This is a genomic window from Stenotrophomonas sp. SMYL20 (assembly GCF_036320045.1).
Classification (GTDB): domain Bacteria; phylum Pseudomonadota; class Gammaproteobacteria; order Xanthomonadales; family Xanthomonadaceae; genus Stenotrophomonas; species Stenotrophomonas maltophilia_A.
In genome coordinates this window covers 1-16,726 of the sequence record NZ_JAWIRT010000030.1, presented here as the reverse complement: position 1 = coordinate 16,726, position 16,726 = coordinate 1, and the positions used below count along the sequence as shown (strand labels likewise).

Annotated in this window: 16 protein-coding genes; 10 read left to right on the top strand and 6 right to left on the bottom strand. The window is 67.0% G+C overall.

The genetic code is table 11. From position 1 onward, the window contains the following. Positions 1–44 precede the first annotated feature (44 nt). Together V3B48_RS18640 and V3B48_RS18635 are read left to right on the top strand one after the other, a co-directional pair. On the top strand, positions 45–653 hold the full coding sequence (locus tag V3B48_RS18640) for an SMI1/KNR4 family protein (RefSeq protein WP_329894213.1): 609 nt from the start codon (positions 45–47) through the stop codon (positions 651–653). Positions 654–770: 117 nt separating this feature from the next. Further along, the gene (locus V3B48_RS18635; protein ID WP_329894212.1) at positions 771–1,655 is read left to right on the top strand and encodes a hypothetical protein; all 885 of its coding nucleotides are present in this window, start codon (positions 771–773) and stop codon (positions 1,653–1,655) included. A gap of 95 nt (positions 1,656–1,750) precedes the next feature. Here the strand turns inward: V3B48_RS18635 and V3B48_RS18630 are convergent, their stop codons facing one another. Further along, on the bottom strand, positions 1,751–2,047 hold the full coding sequence (locus V3B48_RS18630; protein ID WP_032128105.1) for an I78 family peptidase inhibitor: 297 nt from the start codon (positions 2,045–2,047) through the stop codon (positions 1,751–1,753). 171 nt (positions 2,048–2,218) lie between these two features. Between V3B48_RS18630 and V3B48_RS18625 the strand changes: the two genes are divergently transcribed. Further along, positions 2,219–2,875 carry a hypothetical protein gene (locus tag V3B48_RS18625; RefSeq protein WP_032128104.1) on the top strand — a complete coding sequence of 219 codons (657 nt, stop codon included), beginning with the start codon at positions 2,219–2,221 and terminating at the stop codon, positions 2,873–2,875. Positions 2,876–2,942: 67 nt separating this feature from the next. Next, positions 2,943–3,719, top strand: a complete 777-nt coding sequence (locus V3B48_RS18620; RefSeq protein ID WP_329894211.1) for a CDP-diacylglycerol diphosphatase — start codon at positions 2,943–2,945, stop codon at positions 3,717–3,719. On the opposite strand, the gene V3B48_RS18615 is transcribed toward V3B48_RS18620, so the two are convergent. Beyond that, positions 3,716–4,315, bottom strand: coding sequence for a GNAT family protein (locus V3B48_RS18615; RefSeq protein ID WP_032128103.1), 600 nt, complete (start codon positions 4,313–4,315; stop codon positions 3,716–3,718). The genes V3B48_RS18620 and V3B48_RS18615 overlap by 4 nt on opposite strands. A gap of 219 nt (positions 4,316–4,534) precedes the next feature. Between V3B48_RS18615 and V3B48_RS18610 the strand changes: the two genes are divergently transcribed. Further along, the gene (locus V3B48_RS18610) at positions 4,535–7,261 is read left to right on the top strand and encodes a TonB-dependent receptor (protein ID WP_329894210.1); all 2,727 of its coding nucleotides are present in this window, start codon (positions 4,535–4,537) and stop codon (positions 7,259–7,261) included. Between the two features lie 110 nt (positions 7,262–7,371). Further along, entirely contained in the window at positions 7,372–7,998 is a 627-nt protein-coding gene (locus V3B48_RS18605) for a hypothetical protein (protein ID WP_049398455.1), read from the top strand. 27 nt (positions 7,999–8,025) lie between these two features. Here the strand turns inward: V3B48_RS18605 and V3B48_RS18600 are convergent, their stop codons facing one another. Beyond that, positions 8,026–8,667 carry a hypothetical protein gene (locus V3B48_RS18600; protein WP_329894209.1) on the bottom strand — a complete coding sequence of 214 codons (642 nt, stop codon included), beginning with the start codon at positions 8,665–8,667 and terminating at the stop codon, positions 8,026–8,028. A 183-nt stretch (positions 8,668–8,850) separates the two neighbouring features. Here V3B48_RS18600 and V3B48_RS18595 point away from each other — a divergent pair, with 183 nt between their 5' ends. Continuing rightward, a complete protein-coding gene (locus V3B48_RS18595) occupies positions 8,851–10,011 on the top strand; it encodes an amidohydrolase family protein (protein ID WP_329894208.1) in 1,161 nt (386 codons plus the stop codon). A 69-nt stretch (positions 10,012–10,080) separates the two neighbouring features. Here V3B48_RS18595 and V3B48_RS18590 read toward each other — a convergent pair whose 3' ends face one another. Next, on the bottom strand, positions 10,081–10,518 hold the full coding sequence (locus V3B48_RS18590) for a DUF3806 domain-containing protein (protein ID WP_197618436.1): 438 nt from the start codon (positions 10,516–10,518) through the stop codon (positions 10,081–10,083). Positions 10,519–10,649: 131 nt separating this feature from the next. Continuing rightward, the gene (locus V3B48_RS18585) at positions 10,650–11,531 is read right to left on the bottom strand and encodes a LysR substrate-binding domain-containing protein (protein WP_329894207.1); all 882 of its coding nucleotides are present in this window, start codon (positions 11,529–11,531) and stop codon (positions 10,650–10,652) included. A gap of 122 nt (positions 11,532–11,653) precedes the next feature. Here V3B48_RS18585 and V3B48_RS18580 point away from each other — a divergent pair, with 122 nt between their 5' ends. Both V3B48_RS18580 and V3B48_RS18575 read left to right on the top strand, forming a co-directional pair. Beyond that, positions 11,654–12,355 carry an ankyrin repeat domain-containing protein gene (locus tag V3B48_RS18580; protein WP_329894206.1) on the top strand — a complete coding sequence of 234 codons (702 nt, stop codon included), beginning with the start codon at positions 11,654–11,656 and terminating at the stop codon, positions 12,353–12,355. Between the two features lie 52 nt (positions 12,356–12,407). Further along, positions 12,408–13,865: an amidohydrolase family protein gene (locus tag V3B48_RS18575; protein WP_329894205.1), complete on the top strand. Its 1,458-nt coding sequence runs from the start codon at positions 12,408–12,410 to the stop codon at positions 13,863–13,865. Positions 13,866–13,954: 89 nt separating this feature from the next. Here V3B48_RS18575 and V3B48_RS18570 read toward each other — a convergent pair whose 3' ends face one another. Next, positions 13,955–14,884, bottom strand: coding sequence for a LysR family transcriptional regulator (locus tag V3B48_RS18570; RefSeq protein WP_032128095.1), 930 nt, complete (start codon positions 14,882–14,884; stop codon positions 13,955–13,957). 93 nt (positions 14,885–14,977) lie between these two features. On the opposite strand from V3B48_RS18570, the gene V3B48_RS18565 reads away from it, so the two are divergent. Then, a complete protein-coding gene (locus V3B48_RS18565) occupies positions 14,978–16,171 on the top strand; it encodes an MFS transporter (RefSeq protein WP_121503526.1) in 1,194 nt (397 codons plus the stop codon). The last annotated feature ends 555 nt before the right edge of the window (positions 16,172–16,726 follow it).

The following is a 16,726-nucleotide window of genomic DNA, read 5'->3' as shown; positions in this document are numbered from 1 at the left end:
GTTCGCACTAGGCTGAGGTCTTGGCTGAAACGGATACAGAACCAATGCAGAGTGCGGATCAGATATGGGCGTCCATCAAAGCGTCGCTTCACGAGAAGAATTGTCTGGATGAAGTGCAGTTGCGGCCGGGAGCTTCCGAAAGCGAGTTGGTTGAACTGGAAGCTCAGCTTGGAGTCGCTTTGCCAGATCTGCTCAGGCAGCTGCTGATGATTCACGACGGGCAGGATGGGGCCGGGCTTCTGTTCGGCACTCAGATGCTCTCGTCCATGGAGATCAGGCGGCAGTGGCAGGGTTGGCGTGAGATCGAGGCCGACGGCATGAACGAGGACTGCGCGGAGTTCATGAAGTCCAGTCCTGCGGGGGTGGTGAAGCCGATGTATACCAATGCACGTTGGATACCGCTGACGCACGATGGTGGCGGCAATCACATGGGATTGGATTTCGATCCCGATATTGACGGTGCTGAAGGACAGATGATTGCCTTTGGTGCGGATGAAGAAACCAAGTACCTTCTTGCTCCCACTTTCGCTGACTTCGCTGAGAAGGCTGTGGAGTGGATCACTCAGGCAAGCTGGGATGGTGAGAATCTCGAGTCGTCAACTGATGACGGCTTCGCTCCCCCGGCCATTCTCCGTACTGCTGGAGGGGCGTAGTTGGGAGCGCCGTTCTGACAGGTAGTGTGCCGCTTGGGTTCCGGTTGACCGGGCTGGTCGCGATCGTTCCGTTATTCCTGCGCTACCATCTTGATTCCACGAGCAGGAATCTCATCCATGCCCCCCGTCCTTGCCTGCACGACCGTGTGCGTTGCACTGCTGGCCACCCCGATGCTGGCGCTGACGCAGGGCTCGATCCTGCCGCAGCAGCGTGACGCTGCGGGCAACGTGATGGAGCCGTTGGGGCAGGTGCTGATGGCCCATGAGACGGGGCCGGCGGGGCTCTACGAGTGCACGCGGGACGGCAACTGGTGCGTGCGCGTGCAGCCGGTTGCCAACGATGGTGACCGGCCGACTGTGCTGGAAGTGCTTGAGAAGGCACCGGGCCAGGGCACGCCACACACCTACCACGTCAGCATCGACGTGCCGCAGGAAAGCGAGCTGTCGCTGTGGCCGTGGATCGTGCGGCTGGCACCTCGCGTGGGTAGCGATGAACCGGTGACCGACCCGCAGCAGCGCGACCGCCAGAATGTGCTGGTGGGTGGCATCGTCACGTTCAGCGCCATGTACTCCGGTGGAGGTGCCGACGCGTCTACGCTGCAACTGGCACGCGTGCGCCACCTGCAGGACGACATCCAGGTGGACGACGACGTGTTGACCGTGCCATGGCTGGGCAATGCGATGATCCGCGCCTGTTTCAGCGAACAGGACATCAAGCAGCGCGCAGGTGCCTGCCATGACGAATACGGCTTCTCGGCGAAGCTGGCGCTGGATACGGTCGCCGAGGGCATGCCGGTGCTGCGCTACCAGACCGTGGCGACCCGGTTCCCGGCCGGTGTTTCGCGCTTCGAGGATTCGCTGGCCAAGGGGCCGTTGAAGAAGCAGGATCTGCGCACCGAGCAGGACCCGGCGTGCACCTACACGCGGCTGTTCCGCTTCAGCGATGGGGTATTCCACCCCGACCAGGCGCTGCCGGATTGTGCGGGATATACCGAACCCTGAAATGTAGAGTCGAGCCATGCTCGACTGGTTTTCTGCGCGACCCATCCGAAAACCAGTCGAGCATGGCTCGACCCTACAAAAGCCCGCTGCCGCGCTTACTCGCAGCGGGTGGACGTGATGATGTTGTCCTTGTCCACGAACACGCGCAGGCGGTCCGGGCGGATGTCCTTGGTGGTGATGGTGCTGGGGCCGATCGGGTTGACCAGGCCGGCACCGCTCTCGCGGGACAGGCGACGGATGTTGGGCTCGTTGGCCGGCTGGCCGATCGCCCAGCCCAGCTGGCTGGCGTCGCAGCGGCCACTGCCTTTGACTTCCGGGCCAGGGGTGCTGACGCAGGCCGACAGCAGCAGGGCGGAGGCCGGCAGCAACAGGGACAGACGGAATGGAGACATGTGAGCGCTCCTGCGCAGGGGACGATGGCGGGAACGATAGCACCGAGCGTGCGAAAGGCGTCAGCGCCCCGGTCATTGCCGGCACAGCGTGGTCATTGCATAGTGGGAGGAATAGCTGGCAGTACGCCAGCGGGCAGGCCGGGCCTTTCCGGCGCAGGTGTTGGATACGGTATGACGGCAGGCAGTTTCCGCGGCAAGGACAAGACAATGACGGCCCTGATGTTGTCGTTGCTGGGCGTGGCGTTTGCCGCCTCCGCTGCCGATCCGGAATCCGAGCAGGTCCAATCCCCGGTATTCGGCGCCTGGCGCAACCTGCAGACCGAATCCGGCTACGCGCCGGCGCAGCGTAACCTGGCCTTCGCCATGCTGCCGCAGGCGGCCACCCGCGGCGACCGTTTCGCCATCCTCGACCGCGAGGGCAAGCGGGCGGTGTGCTGCCTGCAGGTGGCCAGCCCCTCGCTGGGCGTCGCTGCGCTGCGCGGGGAGTACCACCTGCCGCAGGCCTGGGTGACGGACCTGAGCAATGGCCGTAGCCCTGCACGACCCTATGTGCCGCACGTCTATGCGATGCAGCGGGTGGACGAGCTGGCCGACTACAGCTTCGCCGATGTACCTGGCGCCTACAGCGACCTGGGCGGTCTGCTGATTCCGGAAGGTGCCGCGCTGGAGGCCGACGGCAGTGCCGTGCGCCTGGGGGACAGCCGCTACCCGCTGCATTTCCAGCGCCAGCCGCACGCCGATGACGATGGCGCGCTGGACCGCTACAGCCTGCAGGCCGGCGAGGGTGCCGCCCCGATCGTGGTTGAAGTGCCGTTCGGCACCTACTGATTGCAGCGTTGCACTGGCTAGAATGCAGCGCGGCGCTGTCTGCCGTGCCTGCTCCGTGAGTCGTGCCGTGTCCTTGCGCCCCTTCCTGCTATCGTCCCTGCTGCTGTTGTCTGCCTGTGCCAGCGCGCCTCCGCCGCCGGCCCATTCCGATGCATTGTGGCGATTGATTGAACGTGACTGCCAGGGCGCCGAAGGCCCGCGTGGCGATTGCCTGCGGGTGGAGACGGCAGCAGACCGCCGCGATGTGCTGGTCAAGGACGCGCACGGCGACTACCAGTTCCTGCTGATGCCGCTGGACAAGGTCAGCGGCATCGAGAGCCGCAGCCTGTACCAGCGTGGTGCACCCAACTACTTCGGCGCGGCCTGGCTGGCCCGCACCCACACCGAACGGGCGCTGGGCCAACCGCTGCCGCGCAACGTTGCCAGCCTGGCGCTGAATTCACCGCATGGCCGCTCGCAGCACCAGCTGCATATTCACGTGGATTGCCTGCGTGCCGACGTGCTGCAGGCGCTGGACACGCATGCTGCCGCTCTGGGCAGCCAGTGGGCACCCCTGCCGGTGCCGCTGCGCGGCCATCAGTACCAGGCACGCCTGCTGCCGGGCGCAGAACTGACCGCCAATCCGCTCAATCTGCTGGCCTACGACCTCGCAGGCGTGGACGACGTCGGCCAGTGGAGCCTGGTTGTGGCGGGCCGGGACGCCGTGCAGGGCGTCCCGGGCTTCATCCTGCTGGCCACCCGTGTGGACGCGGGCACCGGCAACGAGGCCAGCGCCGAAGAGCTGCAGGACCACGCCTGCTCGGTGCTGACCGGTGCCGGCAACGCGCTGGAGCGGGTGCGCTAGTCCAGCATCCTGTGCTTGCTCCGCCACATGGGTGCGGTCAGCGCCAGCAGCTGGCGATCCTGCCAGCCATCCAGATCCAGATGATGGTCGCGCAGCAGGCCTTCCTGCTCGAAGCCGAAGGCCCGCAGCGCGGAGGCGAACGGATCACTGCAGTCCGGTGGCAGCATCACGAACAGGCGATGCAGGCCGACGTCCTCGAACAGGAAAGGACACAGCGCCTGCAGCGCCGCGTCGGCATGCGGGTGCCAATGCTGCAGCGACAGCAGTTCGGCGCTGCGCGCGTGTAGTGATTGCAGCCGTACGTGCAGCTGGTCCAGTACGTTGCCGTGCTCGTCATCGAACACCCCCAGCAGCAGCTGGTCGTTGTCCTGTTCCAGGCGTGAGCGATGCATGTGGGCGAGGAAGCGCGCTTCCTCATCGATGACGGACGGATCGCGGCGGCCGCGCCGGCGGCGGTCATCGAACAGGCGCCAGCGCGGCAGGTCGGCACGCTGGAAAGGGCGCAGGGTGACCGGTGCGGCCTGCAGCTGCAGCAGGTGACGGCGCAGCACCGGGCGCAATGGGGGAAGGAGGGAAGTGGGGTACGGGGTCATCATCCCCGGCACGATGGCCGTGCCTGCAGCCCTGCACCATTCAAAACATTGCAAAAGTGTGGTGGATGGCACTGCGGGTCTGATTCGGTTCAGGCATAAGGCCATCAGGCCTGGTCATTTCCGTTGAAACCCCCCATTCAGGACACTTTCGTTACGGGATCGTTATGCGCCGTACAGGCCGCTGCCCCCGTACCACCACCCGCCCAACTCCCCAGGAAGCCCATGTCCGCCTCCCACAAGGCGCTGCGCCCGCGTCCGCTGGTGCTCGCACTGTCGTCCCTGATGCTGGTCTCGTTGCCGGCCTTCGCGCAGGAAAGCGCACCCACCACATTGCAGGAAGTGAAGGTCACCGGCTCGCGCATTCCACGCGCCAGTGTCGAGGGCCCGTCGCCGGTGACGGTGATCAGCCGCGAACAGATCGATGCGCAGGGCTACCGCAATGCCTTCGACGCACTGAGCGCGCTGACCGAGAACACCGGCAACGTACAGGGCGAGGACTTCGGCAACACCTTCACCCCGGCCGCCAACACCATCAACCTGCGCGGGCTGGGCCCGAACCGCACGCTGGTGCTGGTCAACGGCCGCCGCCAGGCCGACTACCCGCTGGCCTACGAAGGGTCGGTGAACGTGGTAAACCTGGCCAACATCCCCAGTGCGCTGATCGAGCGCATCGAGGTCCTGGCGGCAGGTGCGTCGGCGGTATACGGCTCCGATGCGATCGCCGGCGTGGTCAACATCATCCTCAAGGACCGCTTTGAGGGCGTGGATGTGAACGTGCGCGCCGGTGGCACCCAGCAGGGCGGCGGCGACAACCAGCGCGCGCAGGTGGTCGGTGGCAGTTCCGGCGAGCGCTGGAATGCGCTGTTCGGCTTCGAGTTCGATGTGCGCAAGGCGATCCACGCGCGCCAGCGCGATTTCATGGATTCGCTGGACGATGATCCGGCCGGCAAGGCACCGCAGGCGACCGCGATCGCCTATCGCCGCAATGCCGCCACCGGCCGCAACATCGATCCGGGCGTCACTGGCTGCGACGGGGCGTCTGACATCTATGGCGGCAGCGTGTTCCGCGCTTTCAACCCTCGCCAGGGCTGGTACTGCGGCAGCAACGAGGCCGCCGCCAGCTACTGGACCGTGCAGACCCAGAAGCGCAACCTCAATGGCTATGGCCTGCTGACCTTCCACGTCAACGAGACCACTGACCTGTTCGCCGATGTCGCCGTGGGCAGCGCGCGGATCTACAACAACACGCGTGCGCCGACCTGGACCTCGGCCCGCAACTACTTCTACAACCAGACCACCGGCAACCTGGAAAGCTGGTACCGCCGCTTCGCGCCGGAGGAAATCGGCGGGCTGCCGCGCAATGCCAACCGCTTCCTGGAAAACTCGTGGTCGTTCAACGTCGGCGCACGTGGCCAGATCGGCGACAGCGGCTGGGACTATGAGGCGGTCTACAGCCGCTCGCGATACGAGAACCGCACCCGCCGCCCGGTGCTGCTGGCCGGCATCAACGAATACCTGCTCGGCCCCAAGCTGGGTGTGCGCAACGGCGTTGAGGTCTATGCGCCGGATCCGGCGCGCCTGTTCCAGCCGTTGACCCCGAACGAATACGAGGGGCTGTCCGACTACCAGGAAAGCCGTAACGCGGCATGGCTGCAGACCTTCAGCGCCAGCGTCAACGGCCGCCTGTTCGCGCTGCCTGGGGGCGATGCGGCGTTGGCAGCGGTGGTCGAGGCCGGCAGCCAGGGCTATCGCAACCGACCGGACCCGCGCCTGGGCAGCGGCGAGTTCTGGAACACCAGTGCAGGCGTCGGCGCCGGTGGCGAGCGTGACCGCTACGCTGCAGGTGTGGAGCTGCAATTGCCGCTGCTGCAGTCGCTGACCACCACCCTGGCCGGTCGTTATGACCAGTACCGTGCCGGTGGCGAGCACATCGGCAAGGCCACCTGGAGTTTCGGCGTCGAGTTCCGTCCGATCGAGAGCCTGCTGATCCGTGGTACGGCGGCGACCAGCTTCCGTGCGCCGGACATGAACTACGTGTTTGCCACCGAAACCCGCGGCTACAACCCGGGCATGACCGATTACTGGCGCTGCCGCACGGCGGGCCAGTCGTACGACAACTGCGACTACAACGGCCTGTCGATTGATTACAGCAACCGCGCCAATGCGCAGCTGCAGCCGGAATCGGCCAAGTCGTATGGTTTCGGCGTGGTCTGGTCGCCGCTGTCCGGCCTGGATTTCAGCGCTGACTACTACGACATCCGCATCGACAACGAAGTGACCAGCCTCGATACCAGCCGCATCCTGCGTGATGAGGCCGATTGCCGCCTGGGCCGGACGCTGGGCGGCGAAGCGCGCGATATCGGTTCGCCGCTGTGCCAGGACGCGCTGTCGCGGGTGATCCGCAATCCATCCAATGCCACCGTGCAGCCGGACCAGGTGACCCGCGTGCTGATCAATCCGATCAACGCGGCCTCCGAATCGGTTCGCGGCCTGGACCTGAAGGGCAACTGGCGTTTCGATGCCGGCCGCTATGGCCGCTTCACCACGCGCCTGGCCTACACCGTGGTGCTGGAGCACAAATACCGACAGTTCTCCGATGATCCGGAGCGTGACATCCGCAATTCGCTGGATGACTACCAGTGGCGCAGCAAGGCCAACGGCAGCATCACCTGGAACCAGGGTGACTGGACCACCACGCTGTACGGCAACCGCTTCGGCTCGCTGCCGAAGACCGATGGCAGTGGCCGCATCGCGCCGTACATGACCTACAACGCCAGCGTGTTCCGCCAGTTCGGCGAGAACCTGTCGGTGGGTGTGATCGTCAACAACCTGCGTGACAGCCGCCCGCCGGCGGACAAGAACGGTGGCGGCTGGCCGTTCTACCCGGTCGGCAACTACGACCCGTATGGCCGCCAGTACTGGGTGCAGCTGGACTACCGGTTCCGCTGATCCGGCAGGCGAACGAAAGGCCCGGCATTGCCGGGCTTTTCTTTGTGCAGTGCATCCGTGTTGCCGCTGCGCGCGTGGCATGCTGTGGCGCTACCCGGAGGAGGATGCGCATGGATGTCAGGGTGTGGAGCGTGATTGCAGTGGTGGCCATTGCAGGTTGCAGTGGCAGGCAGGCGGCCAGCGTGGAGGATGCCGCGGAGGTGGCCAATGCCGCGCCTGCGCAGTCTCACGCGCAGCCAGCGGAGCACGCTGGGCCATCGCGCGCGGCAACGGCATCGAGTGCCACGACGGCTGCCGCTGGGCTCGCGCAACCGGAGGGGCACTTCCTCGAGGGCGAGCGTATGCTGCTGAGCGAGGGTGCGGTGTCCGTGCAGAAGAGCGAGGCGCTGCTGGGTTCCGACAAGGCTTTCGCGCAGGCGATCAGCCAGTTCGAGCGCGATGCGGCCGGCCACCCGGAAGTGCAGGACCTGACCCGGCTCTACAGGACGGCCGCGACCCGGCTCATCGGCAGCGACGGCACGCTGGTGTCTTTCGCCTGTGGCTACAGCCTGTGTGTTGGCGAGATCCGAAGCCGTACCGATGAGGATTTCAGTGCCTGGTCCGAGGCGATCGGCACGGACAAGGCGGCCCCGGTCTACAGTCTGACCACGGCGCCGATGACATGGGGCAGGGACCAGCGTGGTGGGCGCTTCGTGTTCTCGGTGGATCCTGCAGCCAACGCCATCACGGGCCCGTAGCCGGCGGATGCCCGGCACCGCGGCGCGTTACGGAAGCGCCTGCTGCAGGTACGACTCGATGACGTAGCTGAAAGGCTGCTGCTGGCGGTCGCGCAGCAGGGCACGCACTTCCAGGATCACGCCGTGATCGCCTTCGCCCCGCGGCGGCCAGAACGTCTGGTCAGCCAGGGTCTGGCGCTGGAAGCCCAGCGGGCCGACCACGCGACCGAACGGTTCGTCGGTGCTGTCCAGCACCTGGTTCATGGCCGGGCTGAGGTGACCAGGCAGGTACCAGTTGTCGGCCTCGGACAGCACGCGGCTGCCGCAGACCAGCTGCACGCGGCGATAGCGCAGGTCGGTACCCGGCTTCACGCCCAGCGCCTGCAGCACGTCGGCGGGGGCCGGCTTGTCCTGGCCGTGTATGCGCACGGCGCGCACCCGCGCCTGTTCGGCCAGGCCGTGCTCGGCGCACCAGTGTTCCAGCGTGGCGGTGGCGCTCTGCCCGGACAGCACGCGCTGGTGCAGGCGCTCGACCAGCGCAGCCGAGGCGATGCGCTGCTGGCCCGGCGGCGACTGCAGCGGCGCGGCGGCCGCAGCATCAGTGGCGGACAGGCTGGCGATCGGAGCGGCGGCAAGCAGGGACGCGGCCTGCCAGCGGCGGAGACGATCGTGGCGGTCGGACGGGCCCATGCGGCATCACAGCGGAAACAGGCGCCCATGTTACCCGTTCAGGGGTGTGCACGGCGTGGCCGCGACCGGTTGTCGCAGGGGGAATCATCGTTCTGGTGAATGCGTGCCATCCAGATATTTCGTTGGCCGATGGCACTATCGAGGCGCAGGATGGCGCCAGTCTTGGCTTTCCGGGAATTCCCGATGACCCTGCAGTTCATCCACGGTGGTGTCGACCGCGACGGCGCGCCACTGCATTTCCATATCCGTGATGGCCGCATCAGCGGGCTCAATGGCGAGGCGGCGCCGGCTGAAGGGGCGGAATGCGTCGATCTGAAGGGCTTCGCGGTGCTGCCCGGGCTGGTCGACGGCCATATCCACCTGGACAAGAGTTTCGTCGGCGACCGTTGGCACCCGCACCAGCCGGTGAACAGCCTGCGTGAGCGGCTGGCGGTGGAGAAGGCGGCGGTGGCGGGTGCGGCACCGATGGTGGACCGTGCCGAGGCGCTGATCCGCCAATGCAGTGCTTTCGGTACGGTGGCGATGCGCTGCCATGTCGATATCGACGGCAGCACCGGTCTCGGCCATCTCGAAGCGGTGCGCGAGGCGGCACTGCGCTGCGCCGACATCATGCGGATCCAGCTGGTGGCGTTTCCGCAGGCCGGGGTGATGTCCTGTCCCGGCACCGCCGCCGTACTGGAGCAGGCGCTTGCCGCGGGCGTGGAGGTGCTCGGCGGCATCGACCCGACCACGCTCGATGGTGATGCCGAAGGCCAGCTGGCGCTGCTGTTCGGCCTGGCCGAGCGTTACGGCGTGCAGCTGGACATCCATCTGCACGAGCCCGGCGAAACCGGCCTGGTCCAGCTGCTGCGCATCGCGGCGCGGACGCGGGCCGCCGGCCTGCAGGGGCGGGTTGCGGTCAGCCATGCCTATTCGCTGGGCGAAGTGCCGCTGGCGCGCGCGCTGCAGGTGGGCGAAGCACTGGCCACGGCGGGTGTGGCGATCATGAGCAACGCTCCGGGCGATCATCCGTTCCCGCCGCTGCGCGCGCTGCATGATGCCGGTGTGCGCGTGTTCGCAGGCAATGACAACATCCGCGACTGCTGGTGGCCGTATGGCAATGGCGACCTGCTGCAGCGCGCGATGTTGCTGGGCTACCGTTCCGGGTTCTACACCGACGCCGACCTGATGCTGGCGCTGGACATGGTCACCACCCACGCCGCGCAGGTGATCGGCCTGCCGCAGCATGGCATTGCCGAAGGCCGGCCGGCGACGTTCGTGGCCGTGCGTGCCGACCACGGCCCGGCCGCCGTGGCCGGAGTGCCGGTGGAGCGCCGCGTGGTGGTCGACGGCCGCTGGCTGTAGATCCACGTCATGGCGTGGATGGCACCATCGCGTGGTCTCAATCATCCACGCATGGCGTGGATCTACCAATCAGGCGTAATCGTCGGCGCGGGTGGCGATGAATTCCTCAAGCCACGCCAGCAGATGGGCGATGTCGATGATCTCGCCCTGCTCGACGCGCTTGAGCAGCAGCGTGCTGGCGCCGATCTGCAGGCTGCTGTCGGCATAGCGCAGCACCGCGTCGATGCCCCAGGCATCGGTCACCTGCATCCAGGCCAGGCCCGGCACGCGCTGGGCCAGGGTGTCACCGAAGGCCACGCCCAGTGCTTCCCAGCCTTCGCCGTCGTCACGATCGATCAGCTCCGCATCGACCACGCGCTGCAGGGTGGTGGCCGCCAGCGGCCACTGCACCGGCAACGTCGGAAAGCCGGCGGCCACGCGCGCGGCGATCAGCGAGCGCTGGTGCTGCAGATGCGTCTGCAGGGCAGCGGGCAGGGGATCGAAGCGGGTAGGGATTTCGTCGGACATGGCGAGGCGCCGTGGGGCACGGAAACAACGGGCACTCTACGAGGCGATGTTGCCCGCCGTGCGGCCGGATTGGCCAAGTTTCGATGCTTGATGCGCGAAAGGCATCCACGCATGGCGTGGATCTACCGTGCTCAGTCCGGTTCGCGCTGCACCTGCCGCCACAGCTCGCTGGCCAGTGCGCGCACGGCATCATCGGCGTCCGCGCGATGCAGCAGGCCGATCTCGTAGTTGTCGATCACCGGCAGCTCGCGCTCTCCATCGATGATGCGGTGTTCGCGGGTGACCGCGCGGCGCGGCAGCAGGCTGATGCCGATGCCATCGGCCACCGCACCCTGGATGCCACTCAGCGACGAACTGGTGAAGGCGATGCGCCAGCGCAGGCCCAGCGCTTCCACGGCGTGGATCATCTCGTCGCGGTACAGCCCGCGTGGCGGGAAGGTGACCAGCGGCAGCGGGTCCAGCTGCAGGCAGCTGCTGCGCAGGCTGTCGATCCAGTGCATCGGCTCGCGCCGGCAATGCACCGCCTGGCGGCTGTTGCGGCGTTGCTTGACCAGCACCAGGTCCAGCTCGCCGTGGTCGAAGCCCTGCGCGAGGTCACGGCTGAGGCCGCTGCTGATTTCCAGTTTCACCTGTGGGTGGCGGCGGCTGAAAGCGGCCAGCATGCGTGTGGTCTGTGCGTTGACGAAGTCCTCGGGGACACCGATGCGCACCGCGGTTTCCACGGTGGCGCCGGCCAACGCCTGTGCCATTTCCTCGTTCAGGTCGAGCATGCGCCGCGCGTAGCCGAGCAGGGTGTGGCCGGCATCGGTGGGGTGTACGTCGCGGTGGCCGCGTTCGAGCAGGCGATGCCCGGCCAGTTCCTCCAGCCGGCGCACCTTCTGACTGACCGTGGACTGGGTCGAATGCAGGCGCGTGGCCGCAGTGGTGAAGCTGCCGCAGTCGGCCACCATCACCAGCGCCCGCAGCAGGTCCAGTTCGAACAGGGTTCTATTCGATTTGGCACTGTCTTGCATTTGAACATTTCACTTCTGGATACCAATGCCGACTTCTACCATGCAGGGCAGGGGCCGGCAATGCCCGGCTGTTGCTACCGTCGCACGGCGTTCCGTGGCGACGGTCATGAGGAGACACCGTCATGCGCGTCCATCGTTCCCCTGGCTGGCCTGCGCCGTTCGCGCGCGTGCTGCTGTTATTCCTGCTGGCCATGATCTCCCCGGCCTGCACCGCAACGTCCAAAGCCGACGTCGATGGCCGCCTGCGCGATGCTGCCAGCCGCGGCGATGCCGATGCGCTGCGACAGGCGATCGAGGATGGCGCCACGCTGGAGGCGCGTGATGGCCAGGGCCGTACCGCGCTGCTGCTGGCCACGCATGGCAACAATGTAGACGCCGCGCGTGAACTGATCGAAGCCGGCGCCGACGTCAATGCCAAGGACGCCATGCAGGACAGCGCCTACCTGTACGCCGGCGCGCGTGGACTGGACGAGATCCTGGCGATGACCCTGGCGCATGGCGCCGATCTGCGCAGCACCAACCGCTATGGCGGCACCGCATTGATTCCCGCCGCCGAGCGCGGCCACGTCGCCACTGTGCGCACGCTGCTGCGTGCCGGTGTTGAGGTGGACCATGTCAACCGCCTGCACTGGACCGCGCTGCTGGAAGCAATCCTGCTCGGTGACGGCGGCGCGCGCCACGTGCAGATCGTGCAGCTGCTGCTGGAGGCCGGCGCCGACCCCGAGCTGGCCGACGGCGACGGTGTGACGCCGCTGGCGCATGCGCGCCAGCGCGGCTATACCGGAATTGAAACCCTGCTGCGCCAGCACGGCGCGGTGCGCTGAAGACTGTTCCCTTCCACCCCGCACGCTGGTCGTGCCCATCAGGATGCTGTCCATGTTCCGTTCCCGTCCGTTGTCCCTTGCCATCCTCCTTGCAGTGGCCCCGCTGTCGGCGTCTGCTGCCGAGCGCGCCGACCTGCTGATCCGCAATGCCACCGTGGTCGATGTCGAGCACGCCAGCACCCTGGCCGGACAGAGCGTGGTGATCCGTGGCGAGGATATCGTGGCCGTCGGCCCGGACGCGCAGCTGCGCAGCCAATGGAGCGCGGCCCGCCAGATCGATGCCAAGGGCAAGTACCTGATCCCGGGCCTGTGGGACATGCATGTGCACTTCGGCGGCGGCCCGGCGCTGATCGAAGAGAACAAGGCGCTGCTGCCGCTATATATCGCGCACGGCATCACCACCGTGCGCGACTGTTCCGGTGACCTGCCCGAGCAGGTGCTGCAGTGGCGCGGCGAGATCGCCAAGGGCACGCTGTTTGGTCCGCGCCTGCTCAGTTCGGGCGCGAAGATCGAAGGCATCAAGCCGGTCTGGAAGGGTACGATCGAAGTGGGCAGCGAGGCCGACGCCGACAAGGCGATCGCCCGCCTGCAGCACGACAAGGTTGATTTCGTGAAGATCACCGACAGCACGCTGAAGCCGGAGCTGTTCCTGTACTCGGCCAGTGCTGCGCGCAAGGCCGGCTTCAAGGCCTCGGGGCATATTCCGATGGCACTGACCGTGGAGCAGGCGGTCGATGCGGGCCTGGCCTCGATCGAGCATCTGGATTATGCATTCAAGGCCGGCAGCAAGGATGAAGCGCAGATCGCCGCCGACTTCGGTGCCGGCCGCATCGACCGCGCCGAAGCCAACCGCCGCCTCGACGCCAGCTTCGACCGCGACACGGCGATGCACGCCTACCGCGATTTCGCCAAGCGTGGCGTATTCGTGACCCCGACCCTCAACGGGGGCCGCATCCTCGATTTCCTTGACCAGGATGACCACGCCAACGATCCGTACCTGGCCTACATCGGCCCGGACCTGCGCGCGACCTACCAGTGGCGCGTGGACCGCGCGGCGAAGGCCACGCCGGCACAGATCGAAGCGCGCCACGCGCAGTACCACCAGGTGGCCGCGGTGCTGCCGATGCTGCAGGAAGCCGGTGTGACGATCATTGCGGGCACCGATGCGGGCTTCCTCAACTCGTTCAACTTCCCGGGCATCGCCCTGCACCAGGAATTGCAGCTGTTCGTGAAGGAAGGCCTGAGCGCACCGCAGGCGCTGTCGGCCGCAACCCGTTCCGGCCCGGCCTGGTTCGGCCAGATGGACCGCTACGGTGGTGTCGCACAGGGCAAGGCCGCCGATCTGGTACTGCTGACCGCCAACCCACTGCAGGACATTGCTGCCACCGAAAAGATCGACAGCGTGATCCTGCGCGGCAACGTGTATGACCGCGCCGCGCTGGACAAGATGCTGGCCGACACCAAGGCCAGGGTCGCAGCGTGGAATGCCGAGGCGGCCAAGGCCAACTGATTGCGGGGCGGGGCAGAATCCACGCATTGCGTGGATCTACCCGTACCATCAGTAGATCCACGCCATGCGTGGATGATGCGGCCGATGACCTAACGCGGCGCCGGCCGCATTCCATGCAATTGCGGCAGCGCGGCCTTCATCGCATCGATGAAGGCGCGCAGCCGCGGCGGCTGCTGGCGCGCGGCGGGAAACACCACGTGTACCGGCAGTGCCGGCGCCTGCCAGTCCGGCAGCAGCTGCACCAGCCGCCCTTGTGCGAGATCGTCGGCCACCAGCCAGGCCGAGACCACCGCTGCGCCCAGCCCCGCACATGCGGCCTGCTGCACCACGAACAGGTTGTCGCTGAGCAGGCGCGGGCTGATCGACAGCGTATGCGCGCGGCCCTGTGCGTCATGCAGCAGCAGGCGTTCGCGGTAGTAGGTGACCAGCGAGATCCACGGCAGTGATTGCGCCTGTTCCGGCGTACTGACTGCTGTGGCGTCCACCAACGAGGGCGCTGCCACGACGATGCGCGGCACTTCGGCGAGCGGTAGTGCGACCATGCGCGGTTCGTCGACGGGGCCCACCCGCACCGCGCAGTCGATGCCTTCTGCGATGAAGTCCGGGCGCCGATCCTCGAGGATCCACTCCAGGCTCAGCTGCGGGTGCTGGGCGAGGAACGCGAGCATGGTCGGCAGCAGCTGCGCCTGGCCGAAGGCGTGCGGCACCATCACCCGCAAACGTCCACGCAGCGTTTCCGGTTCGCCGTGCAGTTCGGCCTGTAGCGACTCCCATTCGTCGACCACGCGTTGCGCATGACGCTGGCAGCGCAGGCCATCCTCGGTCAGCTGCAGGCCGTGGGTGGAGCGCTGCAGAAGGCGCAGGCCTAACTGCCGCTCCAGGGCCTGAAGGCGGCGGCTGACCGTCGGCTGGGTGGTGCCCAGCTGCACGGCCGCAGCAGACAGGCTGCCGGCATCGACGATGCGCAGGAAGGTGCGCAGCAGATCCAGACGATCGGCCCCGGTGGCGAGGTCATTCATGCGCTTTACGTATGAAGTGTATGTGCGGAAGCCTACTACAGACGCCTCGCGAATACCGGCAGGATACGCCCACTTCCCCCACCGGACTCTCCCATGTCTACCCCCTCGCTGTCCGTCGCTGCGGCACCCACGACCGCACCCTCCACCCCGCTGGTGATGGCGATGGCGGCCGGCGCTGGCTTTTCGGTCGCTTCGCTCTATTACAGCCAGCCGATGCTGGGCCTGATCGCCCAGGATCTCGGCGCCGGCGAGCGCGCTGCCGGCCTGGTACCGACCTTGACCCAGCTGGGATATGCGCTTGGCATTCTGCTGCTGGCGCCGTTGGGCGACCGGTTCGACCGCCGCAACCTGATCCTGTGGAAGTCCGCGTTGCTGGCGTTGGCGTTGGGCGCTGCTGCGATGGCTGGCCACCTGCCGGGCCTGCTGATGGCCAGCCTGCTGGTCGGGCTGATGGCCACGCTGGCGCAGGACATCGTGCCGGCTGCAGCGGTGCTGGCGCCGGATGTGCAGCGCGGCCAGATCGTCGGCCGGGTGATGACCGGCCTGCTGCTCGGAATCCTGTTGTCACGGGTGGTCAGTGGCGTAGTGGCCGAAGCGTGGGGTTGGCGCACGCAGTTCGTGCTGGCCGCGGTATCAGTGGCGGCGATGGGAGCGGTGATGGCGCGTGCGCTGCCGCGCTTCGCACCGACCAGCACACTGCGCTATCCGGCGTTGTTGGGTTCGTTGCTGGCGTTGTGGCGGGAGCAGCCACAGCTGCGCCGTGCGGTGGCCAGCCAGTCGCTGCTGGCGGTGGGCTTCAGCGCGTTCTGGTCAACCCTCGCGCTGATGCTGCATGCACGGTTGGGGCTGGGTAGTGCCGCAGCGGGTGCATTCGGCATTGCCGGTGCGGCCGGCGCATTGGCCGCGCCGTTTGCGGGTCGATTCGCCGATCGCTTGGGTTGCCACGCCGTGGCGCGGCTGGCGATCGCGGTGGCGCTGCTGGGCTTTGGCCTGCTGTTGACCGAGTCGTGGCTGCCGGCCGCTGCGCTGCTACCGCTGCTGGTGGTGAGCGCGCTGCTGTTCGACTTCGGCTTCCAGTCGGCGCTGGTGGCGCACCAGACGTTGGTCTACGGACTGGTGCCGCCGGCACGCAGCCGGCTCAATGCGTTGCTGTTCACGGGCATGTTCATCGGCATGGCCGCCGGTGGTGCGCTGGGCAGCCTGGCGCTGGCGCAGTGGGGTTGGAACGGCGTGGCCTGGCTGGCGGTGGTGTGCGCGGGTGGCAGCCTGCTGCTGCGTTTGAGGTAAGGATGGTGTTCGGCAGGGCTTGCAGCCCTGCACCTGCTGGAAGCTGGAGCAACAGCAACAGCAACAGCAACGGCGGGTTTCCTGTGGGGTGGTGGGGCGGTGTCGGAGTGCGGGGACGCCGCAAGTACGTCCTTGTAGGCTTGGCAGCCGCGTCCATGCGGCTGACACCCCGCACTCCGACACCGCCCCACCTCTGACAGTTTCCCGATGTCTGATGGATCCACGCCTGTGTGGATGACTCCATCGGAATCGAATATTTCAATATCTGTGAGATCTGAGCCGAGCATGGCTCGGCTACAGAATGCAATACACGACAGGCCGCGGGGAACTGTCGAAGGCGGGGTGGGTCCGGTTGCGGGGGCGTGAGCCGCATGGGCCCGAGGCATGCCTTGGGCGGGTTGGGCAGGACGCCCAACCCCGGTCTTGCCGTGTGCGCCGGACTGCGCACACGAGCAAGCGGCGACCGAGCTTACATGGGTGAGGGCGCTTTGCTTGCGAAGCATTGCTTCGCAAGCGCCCGAACGCACAGCCGCCAGCGGCTGGGCCGGGCCCCGA

Bases quoted from the DNA above. Each gene is read 5' to 3' on its own strand.
- V3B48_RS18605 (WP_049398455.1), top strand. From the start codon at position 7,372: ATGGATGTCAGGGTGTGGAGCGTGATTGCAGTGGTGGCCATTGCAGGT.
- V3B48_RS18590 (WP_197618436.1), bottom strand. From the start codon at position 10,518: ATGTCCGACGAAATCCCTACCCGCTTCGATCCCCTGCCCGCTGCCCTG.
- V3B48_RS18595 (WP_329894208.1), top strand. From the start codon at position 8,851: ATGACCCTGCAGTTCATCCACGGTGGTGTCGACCGCGACGGCGCGCCA.
- V3B48_RS18630 (WP_032128105.1), bottom strand. From the start codon at position 2,047: ATGTCTCCATTCCGTCTGTCCCTGTTGCTGCCGGCCTCCGCCCTGCTG.
- V3B48_RS18570 (WP_032128095.1), bottom strand. From the start codon at position 14,884: ATGAATGACCTCGCCACCGGGGCCGATCGTCTGGATCTGCTGCGCACC.
- V3B48_RS18640 (WP_329894213.1), top strand. From the start codon at position 45: ATGCAGAGTGCGGATCAGATATGGGCGTCCATCAAAGCGTCGCTTCAC.
- V3B48_RS18580 (WP_329894206.1), top strand. From the start codon at position 11,654: ATGCGCGTCCATCGTTCCCCTGGCTGGCCTGCGCCGTTCGCGCGCGTG.
- V3B48_RS18575 (WP_329894205.1), top strand. From the start codon at position 12,408: ATGTTCCGTTCCCGTCCGTTGTCCCTTGCCATCCTCCTTGCAGTGGCC.
- V3B48_RS18625 (WP_032128104.1), top strand. From the start codon at position 2,219: ATGACGGCAGGCAGTTTCCGCGGCAAGGACAAGACAATGACGGCCCTG.
- V3B48_RS18585 (WP_329894207.1), bottom strand. From the start codon at position 11,531: ATGCAAGACAGTGCCAAATCGAATAGAACCCTGTTCGAACTGGACCTG.
- V3B48_RS18615 (WP_032128103.1), bottom strand. From the start codon at position 4,315: ATGATGACCCCGTACCCCACTTCCCTCCTTCCCCCATTGCGCCCGGTG.
- V3B48_RS18610 (WP_329894210.1), top strand. From the start codon at position 4,535: ATGTCCGCCTCCCACAAGGCGCTGCGCCCGCGTCCGCTGGTGCTCGCA.
- V3B48_RS18635 (WP_329894212.1), top strand. From the start codon at position 771: ATGCCCCCCGTCCTTGCCTGCACGACCGTGTGCGTTGCACTGCTGGCC.
- V3B48_RS18565 (WP_121503526.1), top strand. From the start codon at position 14,978: ATGTCTACCCCCTCGCTGTCCGTCGCTGCGGCACCCACGACCGCACCC.
- V3B48_RS18600 (WP_329894209.1), bottom strand. From the start codon at position 8,667: ATGGGCCCGTCCGACCGCCACGATCGTCTCCGCCGCTGGCAGGCCGCG.